At 69.7% G+C, this 19,865-nt stretch carries 16 protein-coding genes; 8 read left to right on the top strand and 8 right to left on the bottom strand.

The window, feature by feature from the left end; translation table 11 throughout:
- The first annotated feature begins 66 nt into the window (after nt 1–66).
- The 5 genes from JI746_RS11655 (at nt 67) to JI746_RS11635 (ending at nt 3,913) form a co-directional block, all read left to right on the top strand.
- On the top strand, nt 67–363 hold the full coding sequence (locus JI746_RS11655; RefSeq protein ID WP_201689636.1) for a LapA family protein: 297 nt from the start codon (nt 67–69) through the stop codon (nt 361–363).
- A complete protein-coding gene (gene lapB, locus JI746_RS11650) occupies nt 353–1,486 on the top strand; it encodes a lipopolysaccharide assembly protein LapB (RefSeq protein WP_201689635.1) in 1,134 nt (377 codons plus the stop codon). Before JI746_RS11655 ends, lapB begins: the two co-directional genes overlap by 11 nt.
- Nucleotides 1,483–2,412: a D-glycero-beta-D-manno-heptose-7-phosphate kinase gene (gene rfaE1, locus JI746_RS11645; protein ID WP_201689634.1), complete on the top strand. Its 930-nt coding sequence runs from the start codon at nt 1,483–1,485 to the stop codon at nt 2,410–2,412. The genes lapB and rfaE1 overlap by 4 nt, the downstream gene beginning before the upstream one ends.
- Entirely contained in the window at nt 2,409–3,413 is a 1,005-nt protein-coding gene (gene rfaD / locus JI746_RS11640; RefSeq protein ID WP_201689633.1) for an ADP-glyceromanno-heptose 6-epimerase, read from the top strand. The genes rfaE1 and rfaD overlap by 4 nt, the downstream gene beginning before the upstream one ends.
- 89 nt (nt 3,414–3,502) lie before the next feature.
- Entirely contained in the window at nt 3,503–3,913 is a 411-nt protein-coding gene (locus JI746_RS11635; RefSeq protein ID WP_201689632.1) for a ComEA family DNA-binding protein, read from the top strand.
- 122 nt (nt 3,914–4,035) lie between these two features.
- On the opposite strand, the gene JI746_RS11630 is transcribed toward JI746_RS11635, so the two are convergent.
- The 4 genes from JI746_RS11630 to JI746_RS11615 all read right to left on the bottom strand — a co-directional run bounded on the left by JI746_RS11630 (nt 4,036) and on the right by JI746_RS11615 (nt 10,839).
- On the bottom strand, nt 4,036–5,103 hold the full coding sequence (locus JI746_RS11630; protein WP_201689630.1) for a dihydrodipicolinate synthase family protein: 1,068 nt from the start codon (nt 5,101–5,103) through the stop codon (nt 4,036–4,038).
- A 19-nt stretch (nt 5,104–5,122) separates the two neighbouring features.
- Nucleotides 5,123–5,983 (bottom strand): GNAT family N-acetyltransferase, encoded by an 861-nt coding sequence (locus JI746_RS11625; RefSeq protein WP_201689628.1) that lies wholly within the window; start codon nt 5,981–5,983, stop codon nt 5,123–5,125.
- On the bottom strand, nt 5,970–7,037 hold the full coding sequence (locus JI746_RS11620) for an NAD-dependent epimerase/dehydratase family protein (RefSeq protein ID WP_201689626.1): 1,068 nt from the start codon (nt 7,035–7,037) through the stop codon (nt 5,970–5,972). Before JI746_RS11620 ends, JI746_RS11625 begins: the two co-directional genes overlap by 14 nt.
- Nucleotides 7,038–7,164: 127 nt before the next feature.
- A complete protein-coding gene (locus JI746_RS11615; protein ID WP_201689625.1) occupies nt 7,165–10,839 on the bottom strand; it encodes a hydantoinase B/oxoprolinase family protein in 3,675 nt (1,224 codons plus the stop codon).
- A 65-nt stretch (nt 10,840–10,904) separates the two neighbouring features.
- On the opposite strand from JI746_RS11615, the gene JI746_RS11610 reads away from it, so the two are divergent.
- Nucleotides 10,905–11,414 carry a TRAP transporter small permease gene (locus JI746_RS11610; RefSeq protein WP_201689624.1) on the top strand — a complete coding sequence of 170 codons (510 nt, stop codon included), beginning with the start codon at nt 10,905–10,907 and terminating at the stop codon, nt 11,412–11,414.
- Entirely contained in the window at nt 11,407–12,702 is a 1,296-nt protein-coding gene (locus JI746_RS11605; RefSeq protein ID WP_201689623.1) for a TRAP transporter large permease, read from the top strand. Before JI746_RS11610 ends, JI746_RS11605 begins: the two co-directional genes overlap by 8 nt.
- Before the next feature lie 128 nt (nt 12,703–12,830).
- On the opposite strand, the gene JI746_RS11600 is transcribed toward JI746_RS11605, so the two are convergent.
- A complete protein-coding gene (locus JI746_RS11600; RefSeq protein WP_201689622.1) occupies nt 12,831–13,706 on the bottom strand; it encodes an alpha/beta hydrolase in 876 nt (291 codons plus the stop codon).
- Between the two features lie 133 nt (nt 13,707–13,839).
- Between JI746_RS11600 and JI746_RS11595 the strand changes: the two genes are divergently transcribed.
- Complete coding sequence (locus JI746_RS11595; protein ID WP_201689621.1) at nt 13,840–14,808, top strand: TRAP transporter substrate-binding protein; 969 nt, start codon at nt 13,840–13,842, stop codon at nt 14,806–14,808.
- 420 nt (nt 14,809–15,228) lie between these two features.
- On the opposite strand, the gene JI746_RS11590 is transcribed toward JI746_RS11595, so the two are convergent.
- The 3 genes from JI746_RS11590 to JI746_RS11580 form a co-directional block, all read right to left on the bottom strand.
- Nucleotides 15,229–16,296 carry an XdhC family protein gene (locus tag JI746_RS11590; protein ID WP_201689620.1) on the bottom strand — a complete coding sequence of 356 codons (1,068 nt, stop codon included), beginning with the start codon at nt 16,294–16,296 and terminating at the stop codon, nt 15,229–15,231.
- Between the two features lie 15 nt (nt 16,297–16,311).
- The gene (locus JI746_RS11585; RefSeq protein ID WP_201689618.1) at nt 16,312–18,474 is read right to left on the bottom strand and encodes a TonB-dependent receptor family protein; all 2,163 of its coding nucleotides are present in this window, start codon (nt 18,472–18,474) and stop codon (nt 16,312–16,314) included.
- Between the two features lie 235 nt (nt 18,475–18,709).
- Nucleotides 18,710–19,840: a c-type cytochrome gene (locus JI746_RS11580; RefSeq protein ID WP_201689617.1), complete on the bottom strand. Its 1,131-nt coding sequence runs from the start codon at nt 19,838–19,840 to the stop codon at nt 18,710–18,712.
- Nucleotides 19,841–19,865: the final 25 nt, after the last annotated feature.

The raw sequence follows: 19,865 nt of genomic DNA, 5'->3' as shown, positions 1-19,865 counted from the left end.
AAGCCCTGGATTCCCGCCTCCGCGGGAATGACGGCGTCCTAGAATTCCGCTCACCAAAGGAGCCGGATGAAATATTTAGCTTGGCTGCTCAAGGCAGCCATTTTTTTTACGCTGTTCGCCTTCGCGCTGAACAACCAGCAGGACGTCACCGTGCACTTCTTCTTCGGCACGCACTGGACGGCGCCGCTGGTGCTGGTGGTGCTGGCCGCTTTCGCCGCCGGCCTGGTGGTCGGTGCGATCGGCATGGTGCCGCGCTGGTGGAAGCACCGCAAGGCCGCCGCCCCGCGCGGCGTGCACGCCGACGCGGGCGGCGCGCCCAGCACGCTGATCGGCCAGGGAACGCCTCCCACGCATGGACTTTGACCTGACGTGGCTGCTGTGGGGCCTGCCGGTCGCCTTCGCGCTCGGCTGGTTCGCCTCGCGCTTCGACCTGCGACAGCTGCGCATCGAGAACCGGCTGGCGCCCAAGGCCTATTTTCGCGGCCTGAACTTCCTGCTCAACGAGCAGCAGGACCAGGCCATCGACGCCTTCATCGAAGCCGTCCAGAGCGACCCCGACACCTCCGAGCTGCACTTCGCCCTGGGCAACCTGTTTCGCCGCCGCGGCGAGTACGAGCGCGCCGTCCGCGTGCACGAACACCTGCTCTCGCGCGCGGACCTGAGCCGCGCCGACCGGCATCGCGCCCAGCACGCGCTGGCGCTCGACTTCCTCAAGGCCGGCCTGCTCGATCGCGCCGAGGAGGCGCTGCGCAAGCTCGAAGGCACGGCCTACGAGGAACAGGCGCTGCTGGCCCTGCTCGCCATCTACGAGCGTTCGCGCGACTGGCCGCAGGCCTTCGAGATCGCGCGCAAGCTCGATGCGGCCGGCTCGGGCCAGTTCGCCGCGCGCCAGGCGCACTACCTGTGCGAGATGGCGGCCAGCGCTGCGCCGGGGCCGGCACAGGAGCTGCTGCAGAAGGCCAACAAGCTCGCTCCCAGCGCGCCCCGCCCCCGCATCGAGCTCGCCGCGCTGCTGCGGCGCGCCGGTGACGCGCGCGGCGCCTTCGACCTGCTGTGCGAACTCGCCGAGCAGGTGCCCTCGGCGATGGCGCTGCTCGCCAGGCCTTTGACGGAAGCGGCGCTGGCCTGCGGCCGGCAGGCGGAAGCGGCGCAGCTGCTGCAGGCGCACTACGAGCACGCGCCTTCGCTGGACGTGCTGGAGGGCATCACCGCGCTGGAGACCGACCCCGACGCGGCCCGCGGCTGGTACGTGCGGCACGTGCAGCGCGAGCCTTCGCTCGTCGCCGCCGCCAAGTGGATCGCCGGCGAGAAGCTGGAGCACGAGCAGTTCCACCCCGACGTCCAGCGTGCGCTGGACCACGCCGTCAAGCCGCTCACGCGCTACCGCTGCGCGGCCTGCGGCTTCGAATCGAAGCAGTATTTCTGGCAATGCCCCGGCTGCCAGGCCTGGGACAGCTACCCGCCGCGCCGGGTGGAGGAACTATGACTCCAAGCAAGCAACGCATGGCGCAGGCGCGCGTGCTGGTGGTGGGCGACGCGATGCTGGATCGCTACTGGCACGGCGCAGTGGAGCGCATCTCGCCCGAGGCCCCGGTGCCGGTGGTCAAGGTCTCGCGCGAGGAGGAGCGCATCGGCGCGGCCGCCAACGTGGCCTACAACGTCAGCACGCTGGGCGCGCAGGCGAGCTTCCTCGGCGTGGTCGGCGACGACGAGCCGGGGCACCGCCTCGAATCGCTGCTGACCGGCACCGGCATCCGGACCCACCTGAAACGCGACCCCGGGCTGCGCACGACCGTCAAGCTGCGCGTGATCGGCCGCCAGCAGCAGCTGCTGCGCATGGACTTCGAGAACGAGCCGGACCACGAAGTGCTGGAACTGCAGTCCGACGAGTTCGCCCGCCTGCTGCCGCAGCAGGACGCCGTGCTGTTCTCCGACTACGGCAAGGGCGGCCTGGCCCACATCCCGCGCATGATCGAGAACGCCCGCGCGGCCCGCAAGCCGGTGCTGATCGACCCCAAGGGCTCGGACTACACCCGCTACCGCGGCGCCACCGTCATCACGCCCAACCGCGCCGAGCTGCAGGACGTGGTCGGCCGCTGGCACGGCGAGCAGGACCTGAACCAGCGTGCCCACCGGCTGCGCGAGGAGCTCGGGCTGCAGGCGCTGCTGGTCACGCGCAGCGAGGAAGGCATGACGCTGTTCGACGCCCAGGGCGAGCTGCACGTGAAGGCTCAGGCGCGCGAGGTGTTCGACGTCACCGGCGCCGGCGACACGGTCATCGCCACCCTCGCCACGATGGTCGCCGCGGGCGTGGCGATCCGCGACGCGGTGCCGATCGCCAACCGGGCGGGCGGCATCGTGGTCGGCAAGTTCGGCACCGCCACCGTTTCCTACGAGGAGTTGTTCGCATGACGCGCGTCGTCGTCACCGGCGCTGCCGGTTTCATCGGTTCCAACATCGTCAAGGGCCTCAACGCCCGGGGCATCGACGACATCGTCGCGGTCGACGACCTGACCCAGGGCGACAAGTTCCGCAACCTCGCCGACCTGCAGATCGCCGACTACGTCGACGCCGCCGACTTCTATGCGCTGTTCGCCCAGGGCGGCTTCGGCAAGGTGGAGGCGGTGTTCCACGAAGGCGCCTGCAGCGACACGATGGAGCAGGACGGCAAGTACATGATGGCCAACAACTACGGCGTCTCGTGCTCGCTGTTCGCGTCCTGCCAGCAGCGCGGCGCCCGGCTGCTGTATGCGTCTTCCGCGGCCGTCTACGGCGGCTCGGACACCTTCCGCGAGACGCCGGAATTCGAGCGGCCGCTCAACGTCTACGGCTACAGCAAGCTGCTGTTCGACCAGCGCATGCGGCGCGAATGCGGCAACGATTTCAGGAGTGCCAGCCACCAGGTGGTGGGCTTCCGCTACTTCAACGTGTACGGCCCGCGCGAGCAGCACAAGGGCCGCATGGCCAGCGTGGCCTTCCACCAGTTCAACCAGTTGCGCGAGCAGGGGAAGGTCAAGCTGTTCGGCGAGTACGGCGGCTACGGGCCGGGCGAGCAGACGCGCGACTTCGTGTTCGTCGACGACGTCGTGGCCGTGAACCTCTGGTTCTTCGACCATCCAGAGAAGTCGGGCATCTTCAACCTGGGCACCGGCCGGGCGCAGCCGTTCAACGACGTGGCGCTGGCCGTGCTGGACGCGCTGCACCCCGGCGGCGTCCAGGACGCCGCCACCGCCGTGGACCTCGGCCTGCTGGAATACATCCCCTTCCCCGACGCCCTGCGCGGCAAGTACCAGTGCTACACCCAGGCCGACCTGTCGGCGCTGCGGCAAGCGGGCTGCGACCACGCCTTCGCGGACGTGGCGACGGGCGTCGGCCAGTACATGCGGGAGCTGCAGCGCCATTTCGGCGCCTGACGCGTCAACTTTCTCCGGCCCTGCACCGTTGAAGACGGGCCGCCTCCCGCGTCGGGATGCGCCCCATTCAACCTGCTGGAGAGAGACCCATGCTGAAGAAAATCCTGGCCATCCTGGCCATGCTCTACGCGGCCGCCGCCTTCGCGGGTGTCGAAGTGAACAAGGCGACCGCCGCCGAACTGGACGGCATCAAGGGCATCGGTCCGGTCATGTCCAAGCGCATCCTCGACGAGCGCAAGAAGGGCCAGTTCAAGAACTGGGACAACTTCATGGGCCGCATCAAGGGCATCGCGCCGATCACCGCCGCCAGGTACTCGGCCGGCGGCCTGACGGTCAACGGCGAGACGTACCAGCGCGACCTGGGCGGCAATTCCGGCGCGGCCCCCGCGAAGAAGGACGAGAAGAAGGAAGCGAAGGCCGAAACGAAGGCCGAAGCCAAGGCGGACAAGAAGGACGACAAGGCGGCCGCCGCCAAGCCGGCGGCGAGCGCCAAGAAGTAAGTCCTGCCACTCACCGCAAGAAAGCCCGCCATCGGCGGGTTTTTCTTTGGCTCTTCGCCGGTTTCCAAACAGCGCACGCCCGACCGCTGGTGTCGCCTGCGGCGAGACCAGCCTACGCGCTGCTACGACAGCCAGCGCTGCAGGTTCTCCCGCACGAACGCATCGTCCGCCAGGTCGGCGTGCTGCTGATACACGCGGTCGATCTCCTGCGCCTGGCCGGCGCCGAGACCCTCCTCGGGGTCCAGGCACCAGATGCCTTCGAGCAGCCCCTGGCGGCGCAGCACCTCGTGGCAGCCGGCGATGCAGCCGTGGAAGTTGTTCTTCACGTCGAAGAACGCGGAATTGCAGTCGGTCACGCGCGAGTCGAGCGCCAGCAGTTCGGGCGGCAGGCTGCCGCCGTTGGCCGCGATGGTGGCCTTGATCATCTCCAGCTGGCGCACCGCGCTCGCGGTCCAGACCGACCAGTGCCCCAGCAGGCCGCCACGGAAGCGCACGGTCACCGGCTGACCCGCGCGCATGGCGGTAAAGGGCAGCGCCAGGTCCAGCACGATGTGGTCGTCGTTGCCGGTGTAGAGGAACACGCGCTCCTCCGCCCCGGCCTCGACCAGGCCGCGCACGACGTCCAGCGTGCGGTAGCGATGGAAGGGCGCGACCTTGATGGCCAGCGCATTCGGGATGGATGCGAAACGGCGCCAGAAGGCGTGCGACAGCGTCGGGCCGCCGACGGCCGTCTGCAGGTAGAAGCCCACCAGCGGGATCTCCTGCGCCACCTGCTCGCAGTGCGCGATCATCTCGTCCTCCGAAGCGGAGGACAGCGCCGCCAGGCTCAGCAGACCGGCGTGGTAGCCCAGGCCGACCGCGATGCGCGCTTCCTTGCGGGCCTGCTCGGTGCGGCCGCACAGGCCCGCGACCATCACCATGGGCCGCTCGGTCCAGGCCAGCCGATCCTCCATGGCGGCGGACAGCACGCGCTCGTACAGGCCGTGCTCGCGGATGGCGAATTGCGTGGTGTGCACGCCGACGGCCAGCCCGCCGGCGCCGGCATCGACGTAGTAGCGCGTGAGCGCGCGCTGGCGATTGCGATCGAACTGGCGGCGCGCATCGAGCGCGAGCGGATGGGCGGGGATCACGGCGCCGCCGGCCAGCAGCTGCAGGACGTCCTGCGGGAGATCGGATCGGTTCAGGGGCATGACAACTTCCTCTGGATTTTCAGGCGTATTCGGGGCCGGCGACGGCATGCAGCAGCGCGTCGTCGCCGGCAGGCAGGACCTGCCCCGGCGCAAGCAGCGCCATGCGGGCAAAAGGGCGCTCGTGGCGGAAACCCGCGGCTTCGAGCGTGGCGCGCAGCAGCGGTCGCGCGTCGCGCAGGTCGATCAGGAGCGCGGCATCTTCGGCATCGACGATGTCGCGCAGCAGTGGCCCGGCGGCGGCTTCACTGCGGGCGAGCAAGGGGCCGACGTGGCGCGCCGTGCGGCCCTCGCGCACCAGCCCCGCGGCTTCGCCGCCGGCAACACACACGGAACCGCGCCGGTCCGCAAGCTGCTCCAGCAGCGTGCGACGGTCGAACCCCAGAGCCGCCGCGTCCAGCTTCACCAGCCCCTGGAGCGCCTCTCCCGCGGGCTGGCGCTGGAGCGAACGCGAAAGCCCGGCGTTGCGCGCATCGCGTTCGCTCGCCTCGCGCCGCCAGCGCGCCAGCCGCCATTGCGGGCGGAAGCCGAACTGCGTGTACAGCGCCTCGCCGGCCGGCGTGGCATCGAGCATGGGGATGCGGCCTTCGAACTGGATCTGCCGCAGGCACGCGCCGAAGACCGCACGGCCCAGGCCGACGCCCCGCCGCGCAGGCATGACCAGGATCATGCTGATCCACGCGACCGGCGAAGCGCCCATGGGCAGCACCGCGCCGCTCGCGACGATGCGGCCGGCTTCGTCGCGCACTACGTGCACGGTGCCCAGGCGCAGGAACACGTCCCAGTCTTCCGGCGACTGGTTCCAGCGACTCTCCACCACGAGTTGCTGCAGCGACGCCAGGTCGTCCCGCGAGGGCGCGGCCAGGCGCTCAGTAATGCCCATCCCGCTTCTCGAACTTCGTGGGCTTGCCGAGCAGCCGCTGCTCGTGCGCGATCCAGTCCGCGACCCAGGCCACCATCTGCCGCAGCGGCACGCGCGGATAGCCGAACAGGCGCTCGGCTTCGCCGGTGTTCATCAGCCAGGCGGTGGGCGCTTCCGTGCCCGTCACCTGCGCCGGCTTGCCGAAGGCGCGGCCGAATTCCTGCGCCAGCCAGCGGACGGAGGTCGTCTCGGGCCCGCTCACGTTCAGCGGCGAGGTCGGCACCGTCGCCACCGCGAGGCAGCGCAGCGCCTGCGCGTTGGCATCGCCCTGCCAGATCACGTTCACGTGGCCCATGGTCACGTCGACCGGCTCGCCGCGCCACACCTTCAGCGCCACGTCCGCCAGCACGCCGTAGCGCATGTCGATCGCGTAGCTGAGGCGGAACAGGCGGCCCGGCGTGCCGTGCAACTGCGAGAAGTGCTCGAACATGCGCTCGCGCGCCACGCAGGAGTTCGCGTATTCGCCGGGCGGCGCCAGCACTTCGTCCTCGCTCGCGCCCTGGCCGATCACCGGCACGAAGGGATAGACGCAGGCGGTGGAGAAGGCCACGATGCGCGAGGCCGTGAAGGTCTCGGCCACCAGGGCCGGCACCAGCGCGTTCATCGCCCACGTCAGCGGCAGGTTGCCGTCGGCGCCGAACTTGCGGCCGGCCATGAAGACCACGTTCGGGGACTTCGGCAGCGCCTGCAGCGCCGCCCGGTCCTGCAGGTCGCAGGCGATGGTCTCGATGCCGTGCGACTGCAGCGCTTCGCGCACGCCCGGCTCCGAAAAGCGGGCCACCGCGATCACGCGGCGCGAGGCCGGCAGCGCGTTGCGTGCCAGGCGGGCCAGCGTCGGGCCCATCTTGCCGCCCACGCCCAGGATCAGCAGGTCGCCTTCGGTGCGCGCGAGGTCGCGCACCAGCTCGCGCGAGGGCGTGGCGAGGTAGTCTTCGAGCGCCGCCTCGCTTTCGAAACGGCTGGGGAACGGCAGGTCGTCGAGGAACGCACCGCCGGCGGGGGTCTTTTCGATCATCGCGAAATGATGGCACAAGGAGCTCGGCCGAAGGCCGTCACCCCCGCGCAGGCGGGGGCCCAGGGCACGCGCGCAGCGCGGGGTTGCGGAAGCCCTGGATTCCCGCCTGCGCGGGAATGACGGCTTGCTAGGAGCCGAAGCCGCCGCCGCCGGGCGTGTGGATCTCGAAGAGGTCGCCCGGCTGCATCTCGGCCGAGCCGATGTGCTCCAGCGGCTCGGTGCGGCCGTCGGCGCGCACGACGCGGTTGATGCCCACCTGCCCCGGCGCGCCGCCAGCCATGCCGAAGGACGGGACCTTGCGGCCGTTGGAGAGGATGCTGGCCGTCATGGGCTCGAGGAAGCGCACCCGCCGCACGCCGCCGTTGCCGCCGTGCCAGCGGCCGGCGCCGCCGGAGCCGGCGCGGATCTCGTAGCTTTCCAGCCGCACCGGGAAGCGGAACTCCAGCACCTCCGGATCGGTCAGGCGCGAGTTGGTCATGTGCGTCTGCACGACGCTCGTGCCGTCGAAGCCGCCGCACAGGTGGCCCTGCTCGTCGTACAAGCCGCCCGCGCCGCTGCCGCCCGAGATCGTCTCGTAGTACTGGTAGCGGTCGTTGCCGAAGGTGAAGTTGTTCATCGTGCACGGGCCCGCCGCCATCACGCCCAGCGCGCCGTAGAGCGTATTGGTGATGCAGCTGGACGTCTCGACGTTGCCGGCCACCACCGAAGCGGGCGGATGTGGATTGAGCATGCAGCCTTCCGGCACGATCACCTTCAGCGGCTTGAGGCAGCCGGCGTTGAGCGGAATCTCGTCGCTCACCAGCGTGCGGAACACGTACAGCACCGCCGCCATGCACACCGCCCTGGGCGCGTTGAAGTTGTTGGTCTGCTGCGGCGAGGTGCCGGTGAAGTCGATCTCCGCCGAGCGCGACGCGGCATCGACGCGGATCGCCACCTGGATCCGGGCGCCGTTGTCCAGCGGCAGGGTGAAGCTGCCGTCCTTCAGGCGCGTGATGACGCGGCGCACCGACTCTTCCGCGTTGTCCTGCACGTGGCGCATGTAGGCCTGCACGACGTCCAGGCCGAACTGGTCCACCATGCGGCGCAGTTCCTGCACGCCCTTCTCGTTGGCGGCGATCTGGGCCTTCAGGTCGCCCATGTTCTGCTCGGGATTGCGACTCGGGTGGGCACCGCTGCGCAGCAGCTCCAGCATCTCCTGCTCGCGCAGCACGCCGCGGTCGACCAGCTTGAAGTTGTCGATCTGCACGCCCTCTTCCTCGATGCGGGTCGAGAAGGGCGGCATGGAGCCGGGGGTGGTGCCGCCGATATCGGCATGGTGACCTCGGGAGCCGACGTAGAAGGTCGGTTCGGCGTTGGGCGTCGGGCGTTGAGCGGGAGAACCTCCCTCACGCTGAACGCTAGCCGCCGAACGCTCGACGCCCAGGTACACCGGCGTGATCACCGTCACATCCGGCAGATGCGTCCCCCCGTTGTACGGATCGTTCAGCACGTACACATCGCCCGGCGCCATCGTCTCGCAGTTCTCGCGGATCACGGTCTTGATGCTTTCGCCCATGCTGCCCAGGTGGACCGGCATGTGCGGCGCGTTGGCTATCAGGTTGCCCTCGGCGTCGAACAGCGCGCAGGAGAAGTCCAGCCGCTCCTTGATGTTGACCGAGTACGCGGTGTTCTGCAGCTGCAGCCCCATCTGCTCCGCGATGTTCATGAACAGGTTGTTGAACACCTCCAGCAGCACCGGGTCGACCTGCGTGCCGGCCGCGAACCTCTGCGCCCGCGGCACGGTGCGATCGAGCACGATGTGGTCCAGCGTGGTGATGCGCGCCTGCCAGCCCGGCTCCACCACCGTGGTCGCGTTCTTCTCCGCGATGATCGCGGGGCCGGCGACCACGTCCCCCGGTTGCAGGTCCTCGCGCACGCACAGGGCCGCCGGGTGCCACTCGCCGCCCGAGTACATGCGCACCGTCTCGCGCCGCGGCACCTCGCGCTGCGCATGCTCCGCCAGCCGCGGTTCCGCCGGCGCATCGCCGGCGACGATGGCCTCCACCGAGACCGCCTCGACGATCATCGGCTTGCCCGGCATGAGGAAGGAGAAGCGCTGGCGGTAGGCCGTCTCGAATCCCCCCGTGATCTCCGGCAGCGTGCCGGCCGCGACCACCAGCGCCGAATCGCTGCCCTGGTAGCGCACGTGCACGCGCCGGCGCACCTGCACCGCGCCGCCGCCCGCCTGCTGGCGGCGCAATTCGGCTTCCGCGGCGGCAGCCAGTGCGGCGAGCTTCTCGTCGACCTGCGGCAGGTTCTCCTGCGTGAGCGGCAGTTCCACCGCCTGCTCGCGGATCACGTTCTGGTCCGCCAGGCCCATGCCGTAGGCGGACAGCACGCCGGCCAGCGGATGGATGAAGACGCGCGACATGCCGAGCGCGTCGGCGACCAGGCAGGCGTGCTGGCCGCCCGCACCGCCGAAGCAGTTGAGCGTGTAGCGCGTGACGTCGTAGCCACGCGCCACCGAGATCTTCTTGATCGCGTTGGCCATCTGCTGCACGGCGATCGCGATGAAGCCTTCCGCCACTTCCTCGGCGCTGCGGCCGGTGCGCCGGGCCACCTCGTCGAACTTGCCCGTCACGGCCTCGACGCTCAAGGCCTCGTCGGCATGCGGGCCGAAGACCTTCGGGAAGTACTTCGGCTGGATCTTGCCCACCATCACGTTCGCATCCGTCACTGCGAGCGGGCCGCCGCGCCGGTAGCTGGCGGGACCGGGGTTGGCGCCGGCGCTCTGCGGGCCGACGCGGAAGCGCGCGCCGTCGAACTCGAGGATCGAGCCGCCGCCCGCGGCGACCGTGTGGATGCTCATCATCGGTGCCCGCATGCGCACGCCGGCCACCTGCGTCTCGAATTCGCGCTCGAACTCGCCGGCGAAGTGCGACACGTCGGTGGAGGTGCCGCCCATGTCGAAGCCGATCACCCGCTCGTGCCCCGCCAATTGCGCGGTGCGCGCCATGCCCACGATGCCGCCGGCCGGGCCGGAGAGGATCGCGTCCTTGCCCTGGAAGGCATGCGCGTCGGTGAGCCCGCCGGAGGACTGCATGAAGAACAGCTGCACGCCGGGCATCTCGGCGCCGACCTGCTCCACGTAGCGGCGCAGGATCGGCGACAGGTAGGCATCGACCACGGTCGTGTCGCCCCTGCTCACCAGCTTCATCATCGGGCTGGTCTCGTGCGAAGTGCTGACCTGCTCGAAGCCGATGGCCCGCGCGAGGGCGCAGGCGCGCTGCTCGTGGTCCGTGTAGCGGTAGCCGTGCAGGAACACGATGGCGACGCTGCGCAGCCCGCGCCCGTGCGCCGCGGCGAGCGCGTCCCGCAGGTGCGCCTCGTCCAGCGGCTCGATCACGTCGCCGTGGGCGCCGACGCGCTCGTGTGCCTCGATCACTTCGCTGTAAAGCAGCTCCGGCAGCACGATGTGGCGGTCGAACAGCCGCGGCCGGTTCTGGTAGGCGATGCGCAGCGCATCGCGGAAGCCCCGCGTGGTGACGAGCAGCGTCGGCTCGCCCTTGCGTTCCAGCAGCGCGTTGGTGGCGACCGTCGTGCCCATCTTCACGCATTCGACCTGCTCCGGCCGGATCGGCTCGCCGGCCTGCAAGCCCAGGAGGTGGCGGATCCCCGCCACGGCCGCGTCACGGTACTGCTCCGGGTTGTCCGACAGCAGCTTGTGGGTGACCAGCGTGCCGTCGGGACGGCGGCCCACCACGTCGGTGAAGGTGCCGCCGCGATCGATCCAGAACTGCCATTTGCGGGGAGTCGAAGTCATGGGGCGATTATCCGGGGCATGGTGTGCGGGTATGTCCGGATCCGGAGCGCGCCTAAACTCAGCCGATGCGAAGACTCCTGGACTTCCTCTACGACGCGAGCGCGTGGCTGGCCGCGCTCGCCATGATCGGCGTGCTGCTGATGGTGCTGCTGTCCATCGTCAGCCGGCAGGTCGGCTTCCACGTGCCCGGCACCGACGCTTATGCGGGCTACTGCATGGCCGCGGCGGGCTTCCTCGCCCTGGCGCATACGCTCAAGCGCAACGAGCACATCCGCGTGACGCTGCTGCTGGGGCGCCTGCAAGGCAAGGCGCGCCACGGCCTGGAAATGTGGGGCCTGTCCGCCGGCGTGCTGCTGGCCGGCCTGTTCGCCGTCTACGCCGTGCGGCTGGCGTGGAACTCGCACGCCTTCAACGACATCTCGACCGGCAACGACGCCACGCCGCTGTGGATCCCGCAGCTCACGATGGCGATCGGCACGCTCGTCCTGCTGGTGGCCTTCCTGGACGAGTGGGTCCAGGAACTGCGGGGCCGGCGGCAGTCCGCCGGGAGCGAGGAGGCCCTGCACAATGAGTGAAGTCGCGATCACGACGATGCTGATCGTGCTGCTGTTCCTGCTCCTGGGCAGCGGCGTCTGGATCGGCCTCACCCTGGGCGGCGTGGCCTGGATCGGCATGCAGCTCTTTTCCTCCCGGCCGGCCGGCGATGCCATGGCAGTCACCGTGTGGGGCTCGGCCTCGAGCTGGACGCTCACCGCCCTGCCCCTGTTCATCTGGATGGGAGAGATCCTCTTTCGCACCAAGCTCAGTGAAAGCATGTTCCGTGGGCTGGCGCCATGGGTCTCGCGCCTGCCCGGCCGGCTGCTGCATACCAACGTGATCGGTTGCACGATCTTCGCCGCCGTCTCCGGTTCGTCCGCCGCCACCTGCGCCACCATCGGCAAGATGACCTTGCCGGAGCTCGACCGGCGCGGCTACCCGGAAGACATCACCATCGGTTCGCTGGCCGGCGCCGGCACGCTGGGCCTGCTGATCCCGCCCTCGATCATCATGATCGTCTACGGCGTGACGGCGGACGTCTCGATCGCGCGGCTTTTCGTGGCCGGCATCATCCCCGGCGTCGTGCTCGCGAGCCTGTTCTCCGGTTACCTCGCGGTCTGGGCGGTGTTGAACAAGAAGCGCATCCCGGTGCCGGGCGAGCGGATGACCTTTGCGCAGAAGCTCAGCGAGTCGCGGCACCTCATTCCGGTGGTGGTGCTGATCGCGGCCGTCCTGGGCTCGATCTACACCGGCATCGCCACCGCCACCGAAGCTGCGGCGGTCGGCGTGGTCGGCGCGCTGGTGCTGTCGGCAGTGCAAGGTTCGCTGAACTGGGCCACCTTCCGCGATTCGCTGCTGGGCGCGACGCGCCTGTACTGCATGATCGCGCTGATCCTCGCGGGGGCCGCCTTCCTCACGCTCTCCATGGGCTACATCGGGCTGCCGCGGCACCTGGCGGAGTTCGTGGGCTCGCTGGGCCTGTCGCCCTTCATGCTGATGGTGGCGCTGGCGATCTTCTACATCGTGCTGGGCTGCTTCCTGGACGGCATTTCGATGGTGGTGCTGACCATGGGCGTGATCCTGCCCACGGTGCAGGCGGCCGGCTTCGACCTGATCTGGTTCGGCATCTTCGTCGTGATCGTGGTGGAGATGGCGCAGATCACGCCGCCGGTAGGCTTCAACCTGTTCGTGCTGCAGGGAATGACCGGCAAGGAGATCACCTGGATCGCGCGGGTGACCATGCCCTTCTTCTTCCTGATGTGCGGGATGGTGCTGCTGCTGTGGTTCGTGCCGCAGATGGCGACGTGGATGCCGTCGAAGATGTGAGCGCGAACGGGTCTTTGTAGGCTGGCGGTGAGCCGCGCAGCGCGCGAACCCCAGCGCTGTCGCGCATCGCTGGGGTTCGGTCGTTTCGCTCCTCACCACCAGCCTACGAGGCGGAAAGCGCGTTCGCTTCAAGCCGCCACGTCGACATCCAGCTCCTGCAACCACGCGGCCACCGCGCCGCCCACCACGTCGGCGCCCCGCCGCGTGTCACCGCCCATGCCCAGCAGGTGGTCCATGCCGGCCACGATTTCCAGCCGCGCATCCGGCTTGCCCGCCTGCAGCCACCGGGCGTGCTCCACGCCGACCTGCACATCGGCCGAGCCATGCACCAGCATCACCGGCACCTGCAGGTCCGCCAGCACCGCCGGCGGGTCGTGGCGGAACCACGAGATCAGGTAGGGCTGCACGGTCGGGCGGAACAGCAGGAACAATTCATCGGGCACGTCCTCCACGCGCTGCTGCGATTCCAGAGCGGCTAGCGCGGCGAAGGCCGGCCCGGCGATGTCCTGCGGCAGGTGGTCCTCCATCTGCCGGCGCATCAGCGCCGAGGCGCGGCTGCCCGCACCGGCAATGGAGACGACGGCGTGGGCCTGGGCCTGCTCCTCATGGGCGGCCAGCGCAGCGATCAGGGCGCCCTCGCTATGGCCGACCAGGGCGATCCGGTTGATCCGATCGTCGTGCGCCAGGCAGCCGGCCAGCGCCACCGCGTCGTCGACGAGGTGCTCGAAGCGCAGCGCATCCTCGCTCAGCCCCGGGTAGACGCTGGCGCCGACGCCGCGCTTGTCGTAGCGCAGCGAGGCCACGCCGCGCGCGGCCAGCGCAGCGGCCAGCCGCTTGAGGTTGTCGATGTGCGTGCCCAGCAGCGGATTGTTGCCGTCGCGGTCGGTAGGCCCCGAGCCGGCAATGAGCAAGGCCGCCGGCCAGGGCGCGGGGCTGTCCGGCAGCTGCAGCGTGCCGGCCAGCTGGCCCCAGGCCGTGGGCAGGGCGAGCTCTTGTTGTGGCATGCGGCCAATCTAGCAAGCCGCGGTGCGCCTTGACGTCGGACAGCACCCGCGCTTCGGGAAAGGCCGAATCGGGAGCGATGGCGATCCGGGTAAGCTTCGCCTTGCTCAACACTCATCCTTGCGGAGCGATCCAATGAAATTCAAGTTCGCCCTTACGCTGGCGGCTCTTGCGCTGGCAGGCCAGGTCGGCGCGCAGACCAAGTGGGACCTGCCGGCCGCCTACCCGGCCAGCAACTTCCACAGCGAGAACCTGGTGCAGTTCGCCAACGACGTGGACAAGGCCACCGGCGGCAAGCTGAAGATCACCGTGCACCCGAACGCGTCGCTTTTCAAGGCCCCCGAGATCAAGCGCGCCGTGCAGGGCGGGCAGGCGCAGATCGGCGAGATCCTGCTGGTGAACTTCCAGAACGAGTGGCAGATCTTCGGCGCCGACGGCATCCCCTTCCTCGCCGACAGCTACGACTCCGCAATGAAGCTGTGGCGCGCGCAGAAGCCCATGGTGGACAAGAAGCTGGGCGAACAGGGGATGATGGTCCTCTACGCCGTCGCGTGGCCGCCGCAGGGCATCTACACCAAGAAGCCGATCAACTCGGCGTCCGACATGAAGGGCCTGAAGTGGCGCGCGTACAGCCCGGCCACCGCGCGCATCGCGGAACTGGTGGGCGCGCAACCGGTGACGGTGCAGGCGGCGGAACTGTCGCAGGCCATGGCCACGGGCGTGGTGGATTCGTACATGTCCTCCGGCTCCACGGGCTGGGACACCAAGACCTACGAGCACATCAAGAACTGGTACGACACGCAGGCCTGGCTGCCGAAGAACGCGGTGATCGTCAACCGCGCGGCCTTCAATGCCCTCGACAAGCCGACGCAGGAGGCGCTGCTCAAGGCCGGCGCCGACGCCGAGCGCCGCGGCTGGGAGATGAGCCGCAAGACCAACACCGAGGTGCTGGAAAAGCTCAAGGCCAACGGCATGACCATCCACGCGCCGTCGACGCAGCTGAAGGCCGACATGAAGAAGGTCGGCGACACGATGCTCAAGGAGTGGCTGGACAAGGCCGGGCCGGAAGGGCAGCAGCTGGTGGACGCGTACCGGAAGATGTGACGCGTCGCGGCCTTTCTTCGAAAGCGGCCCTCCGGGGCCGTTTTGTTTGGTTCTTGGCGGAATTCACGCCGTGCGAGCTGATGCCGAAGGCGTGATGATCGCGGCCTTCAGTCGGTGGCCTCCGGACCGGACCAGGACGGGTCCCTGTCCGCCTCTGCGACTGTCCTCCGGCGCGGATGAGAGACTGGCGCGAAGCTGACGTCGCGCCCGCGCCTCCCCCTTGATGTCGCCGAGTCGGACAGGGACCCGTCCTGGTCCTGCAGCGCGCGGGCGGGAGACGCGTGGCCCCTGCGACCTTCGCAGGAGCAGGCCTTGCCGCGACGGACCCCGCGCTTCGAAGGGGGCATAAGGCTTTCGGCCGAGGCCAGCGGCGCCCCCACCCAACCCTCCCCCACAGGGGGAGGGAGAAAGACAAGGACTTCAGCGCGCCCCGGCCACTCCGCAGACGATCGCGCCCGGGTCGTTCGCCTGCACGGCGCGCAGGTTCTTCGCCTGGCCGACTTCCATGTCGCGCGGCAGTGCCACTCCGTTCTTCACGGCCAGCACTTCCGCCATGATGCTCACGGCGATCTCCGCCGGCGTCTTGCTGCCGATGAACACGCCGATCGGCCCGCGCAGGCGCTGCAGGTCGGCGGCCGTGAGGCCGAAGTGCTCGATCATCCGCGCGTGCCGCGCCTCGTTGTTGCGGCGGCTGCCGATCGCGCCGACGTAGAAGGCCTCGGTGCGCAGCGCCTCCATCAGCGCCAGGTCGTCGAGCTTGGGGTCGTGCGTCAGCGCGATCACGCTGCTGCGGCGGTCCGGTTTGAAGGCCAGCACCACGTCGTCCGGCATCTCGCTCACCAGCCGCGCGCCGGGCACGCTCCAGCCACCGCGGTATTCCTCGCGCGGATCGCACACCGTGACCGAGAAGCCGCTGAAAAGCGCCATGGTCGCGAGGTATTCCGTCAGCTGACCCGCCCCGATCAGGAGCATGCGGTACTCCGGGCCGAAGGTGTTCACCAGCAGGCCGTCGGCGATGCTCAGTTCCTCGGGCGCCTGCGCTTCGGCCAGCGTGGCCTGGCCGTCGGACAGGCGCACGGTGCGCCGCACCAGCCGCCCTGCCTCCAGCGAGCGCACCAGTTCCTCGATGGACGCGAGCTCGGGGTCGTATTCCAGCAGCAGTTCCAGCGTGCCGCCGCAGGGCAGGCCGAAGCGGTGCGCCTCGTCGGCCGTCACGCCGTACTTGACGAAGGAGGGAGGCCCGGACGGAAGCTGGTGGCCCGGTTCCTTGCCGGAGTAGGCCTGCGTGTGGCGATAGATCAGGTCGTCCTCGATGCAGCCGCCCGAGACGGAGCCGACCACCGCGCCATCTTCGGCCAGCGCCATGATGGAGCCGACCGGCCGCGGCGAGGAGCCCCAGGTGCGCACCACCGTGGCGAGCAGCGCGCGCTTGCCGGCGGCGCGCCAGTCGCGCAGCGTGCGCAGCACCATGACGTCGAGGTTTTCCATGCCGTCTCCTTCCCTTCAGAAGGCGTACGCCGCGCTCACCCCCAGCAGCCAGGTGCGGCCCGGGGCCGGCTCGAAGAAGCGCGAGTTGCCTTCGTTGACGATCACCGAGCCGATGTAGTCGCGGCCGGCGAGGTTGTCCACCCGCACGAATTCACGCACGGTCCAGCGCTGGACATTTTGCGCCAGGGCAAGCCTCAGGTTGAACAGGGTTGCCGCGGGGGCGAAGTCGGTGTTGCGGTCGTCCACCGCGATGCGGCCGGTGTAGCGCACCTCGATGCCGGCCTCCAGGCCCCAGGGCCGGTGCTTGTAGACCAGTTCCGCGAAGGCGCTGGCGCGCGGGATGCCCGGGATGCGGTTGCCGGCCGGCACCGGCACCGCGGGATTGGCAGCAGTGGGGCACGGCCCGCCCGGGCAGGTCAGGAAGGCGGTGCGGTAGCTCGCGTCCAGCCAGGTCAGCGCCGCATATGTCGACCAGGCCTGGGCCCAGCTTCCCGCCAGCGCGGCCTCCAGCCCGCGGCGGCGCGTGCTGCTCGCGTTCTGGAAGGTGCTGCGGCCGCCCTGGTTGGTCAGCACCACGATCTCGTCGGAGGTGTTGGCCTGGAACAGGGCCGCGTTGACGCGCCAGTTGCGCACCGGTTCGGCCTTCACGCCCACCTCGTAGTGGCGGCTGTAGGCGGACTTGAGGTCGAAGTTCAGGCCGGTCTGCCCGTTGGGCCGGTAGGACACCTCGTTGAAGGTCGGCGTCTCGAAGCCGCGGCCCACCGAGGCATAGACATTGAGGTTGTCGTTGACGTGGTAGACCAGGCCCGCCATCGGCGTGGTCGCCGAATATTTGGCCGCGCCGCTGTCGTCCCCGTTGGCGCCGACGATGAAGTGGTCCTGCGAGCGGAAGCGCACGGTGGAATGGCGCACGCCCAGGGTGAGGCCGAAGCGCTCGCGCTCCCAGTTCGCCTGGGCGTACTGGTCGAAGCTGCGCACCCGGTTGTCCTCGTCGCGGCGCAGCGCGCCGATGACCCCGAGCGCGGTGGGGCTGGCAGACGCGCCGGTGAAGTTCTGGAAGCCCTGGCGGTGCTCCTTGAGTTCGTCCGCATAGACGCCGGCCGTGAAGGTCAGCGGGCTGCCGGCCAGCCGCGACTTGTGGATCCATTGGCCGTCCAGGCCCATGTAGTCGCGATCGAGGTCGATCACGCCGCCGGGCTGGGTGATCGGCGTCTGCGTCCCCACCGGGATGGCCTGGAACTGCTCCGTGCTGCGCTGGCCGCGCCACGTCGTGAGCTTCAGGCCGTTGGCGGGGTTCAGCTGGTGCTCCACGATGAGGCCGACCTGCTGCTGCTCCACGGACTTGCGCGTGTCGAACAGCAGCGCGACCGGGCTCGCCTGCCGCGGGTTGGCCTGGAACTCGGGGCGGGTGAGGCCCAGCGGATCCTGCACGTCGGGCATGTCCACTGCATTGGCGACCAGGGTGACGCGCGTATCGGCGGATCCCTTCCACTTCAGCTTTCCGTTCAGGCCCTCGCGCTTGGCGGCACTGTGGTCCCGGAAACCGTCCGTTTCGAAACGGGTGGCGCCCACGTTCCAGTTCCAGGTGCCGTTGTCGCCGGCGAAGCGCGCGTTCACCCGCCGGATGCCGTCGCTGCCGACCGCCGCACCCCCTTCGGCCTGCATGCCGGGCAGGCCGTCGGCGGTGAAGATGCTGATCACGCCGCCGGAGGAGTTGCCGTACAGGGCAGAGAACGGCCCGCGCAGCACCTCGATGCGGTCGGCGGAAGACAGGTCGAAATGCGAGACCTGGCCCTGGCCGTCCGGCGCGGTGGCCGGAATGCCGTCGGAGTACAGGCGCAGCCCCCGCACCCCGAAGGTGGAGCGGGCGCCGAAGCCGCGCACCGAGATCTGCAGGTCCTGCGCGTAGTTCTGTCGGTTCAGGGCGATCACGCCGGGCACGCGCACCAGGCTCTCCGACATGTTCACCTGCAACTGCGAGTTGCGGATGGTGGCGCCGTCGATCACGTCGATGGAGGCGGCCGTGTCGAAGGCCTGCTGCGCGACGCCGGGCGTGGCCGTGACCACGACCGGGCGCAGCGTGCGTTCGGCTTGCTGCGCGGGCGGCACGTCCGCCGGCGTTTGCGCGTGGGCCTGCAGCGTGGCGCAGGCGGCCGCGGCCAGGAGGGTCTTCTTCATGGTGTCTCCCCGGAGGTGCCGGGATTCTGGGGTTGCCGCGTACGGGCTGCAATCCGGGTTGGCGAGATGGTGGGGGGCGAGCCGTAGGCTGGTGGTGAGCCCCGAAGGGCGAACCCCAGCGATGCGCGAAGCGCTGGGGTTCCGCCGCTGACGCGCGTCACCGCCAGCCTACGGTTGGCCGTTTCGCGCGTCACCGCCAGCCCACGCTTGCGCCGTTTCGCGCGTCACCGCCCGCCTACTTCTGCAGCGTCGCCAGGAAGACGATCACCTCCTGGATCTGCGCGTCGCTGTACGTCGCGCCCCAGGTGGGCATGCCGGCCTCCTGGCGGCCATTCTTGATCGTCGTCAGGGCGGTTTCCTTCCAGCTGTCCTTGTACCGGCGCTGCAGCTTGCGCAGGTCGCGCTCGGTCACGGGGCTGGCGCCGTCGGTGCCATGGCAATGGGAACACACGTTGTTGAACAGCGTGCGGCCTGGGATGACGCCCTCGGCCGGGGTCGACGCGGCCGGTGCATTGGTGCGCGCGACCCAAGCGGACGGCACCGCCACGCCTTCGGCCAGCTTGGCACTGCGCACCTGGGGCGGCAGCGAGCGCGCGGCCAGCGACAGCGCCTTGCCGCGCGGGAAGCCGTACTTGCGCGCCAGTTCCTCGATCTGCGGCTGCAGTTCCACCAGCGCCTGGTCGATGCGCGCGACAAGCGCGTCCTGGCCCTTGCGCACGCCGACCACCACCGGGCCCCCGAGGCCCTCGCCCGTCACCGGCGTCACCTGCCAGCGGCTGCCGTGCTGGCGCAGGTTGCCGTAGCCCGCGCTCGGCCCCCACAGGATGGCCGCATCCACCTCGCCCCGGGCAAGCGCCGCCAGCGCCTCGTCCTGCTCGCGGAAGCTGGTGCTCGCATAGCCCTCGCGCGCCGCCAGCAGCATGTGGGGCGGCGAGCCGTGCAGCACGGCGACGCGCTTGCCCCGCAGGTCCGCCAGGCCCGTGACCCGCAGGCCCGGCGCGGCGACGATCGCGTAGCTCACGTCGAGGAAGGGCTTCGTCTTGACGACGCCACGCACGCGGTAGTCGGCCGCCGCGGGCAGCGCGAAGACGGCATCGCAGCCATCCTGCAGGATGGTGTTGCGCAGCGCCTTGCGCTGGTTGTACGTGAGCCACCACACGAACTCGGGCGACGCGCCGAGCTTCTGGCTCACGAGCCCGGCGAGCTCCACGTACAGGCCCTTCTCGGGCCCGTCCGCCTTGCTGAAGGGCAGGTTGTCGGGATCGGCGCAGATGCGCAGGGGACCGGCCTGGGCGCCGGTGGCTGCCAGGCCAGCGATGGCCGCGAGGGTGCACAGGGTCGTGCGGGCGAAATGGCGGATATTCATGGAAAGCTCCGGCGACGACGGTGGC

The organism is Ramlibacter alkalitolerans (genome assembly GCF_016722765.1).
In the GTDB taxonomy this organism is placed as follows: domain Bacteria; phylum Pseudomonadota; class Gammaproteobacteria; order Burkholderiales; family Burkholderiaceae_C; genus Ramlibacter; species Ramlibacter alkalitolerans.
This window is presented reverse-complemented; position numbering and strand designations above follow the sequence as displayed.

Coding starts and splice junctions, on each gene's coding strand:
- rfaE1 (WP_201689634.1), top strand. CDS start 1,483: ATGACTCCAAGCAAGCAACGCATGGCGCAGGCGCGCGTGCTGGTGGTG.
- JI746_RS11585 (WP_201689618.1), bottom strand. CDS start 18,474: ATGAAGAAGACCCTCCTGGCCGCGGCCGCCTGCGCCACGCTGCAGGCC.
- JI746_RS11635 (WP_201689632.1), top strand. CDS start 3,503: ATGCTGAAGAAAATCCTGGCCATCCTGGCCATGCTCTACGCGGCCGCC.
- JI746_RS11580 (WP_201689617.1), bottom strand. CDS start 19,840: ATGAATATCCGCCATTTCGCCCGCACGACCCTGTGCACCCTCGCGGCC.
- lapB (WP_201689635.1), top strand. CDS start 353: ATGGACTTTGACCTGACGTGGCTGCTGTGGGGCCTGCCGGTCGCCTTC.
- JI746_RS11600 (WP_201689622.1), bottom strand. CDS start 13,706: ATGCCACAACAAGAGCTCGCCCTGCCCACGGCCTGGGGCCAGCTGGCC.
- JI746_RS11605 (WP_201689623.1), top strand. CDS start 11,407: ATGAGTGAAGTCGCGATCACGACGATGCTGATCGTGCTGCTGTTCCTG.
- JI746_RS11630 (WP_201689630.1), bottom strand. CDS start 5,103: ATGCCCCTGAACCGATCCGATCTCCCGCAGGACGTCCTGCAGCTGCTG.
- JI746_RS11595 (WP_201689621.1), top strand. CDS start 13,840: ATGAAATTCAAGTTCGCCCTTACGCTGGCGGCTCTTGCGCTGGCAGGC.
- JI746_RS11590 (WP_201689620.1), bottom strand. CDS start 16,296: ATGGAAAACCTCGACGTCATGGTGCTGCGCACGCTGCGCGACTGGCGC.
- rfaD (WP_201689633.1), top strand. CDS start 2,409: ATGACGCGCGTCGTCGTCACCGGCGCTGCCGGTTTCATCGGTTCCAAC.
- JI746_RS11655 (WP_201689636.1), top strand. CDS start 67: ATGAAATATTTAGCTTGGCTGCTCAAGGCAGCCATTTTTTTTACGCTG.
- JI746_RS11625 (WP_201689628.1), bottom strand. CDS start 5,983: ATGGGCATTACTGAGCGCCTGGCCGCGCCCTCGCGGGACGACCTGGCG.
- JI746_RS11615 (WP_201689625.1), bottom strand. CDS start 10,839: ATGACTTCGACTCCCCGCAAATGGCAGTTCTGGATCGATCGCGGCGGC.
- JI746_RS11620 (WP_201689626.1), bottom strand. CDS start 7,037: ATGATCGAAAAGACCCCCGCCGGCGGTGCGTTCCTCGACGACCTGCCG.
- JI746_RS11610 (WP_201689624.1), top strand. CDS start 10,905: ATGCGAAGACTCCTGGACTTCCTCTACGACGCGAGCGCGTGGCTGGCC.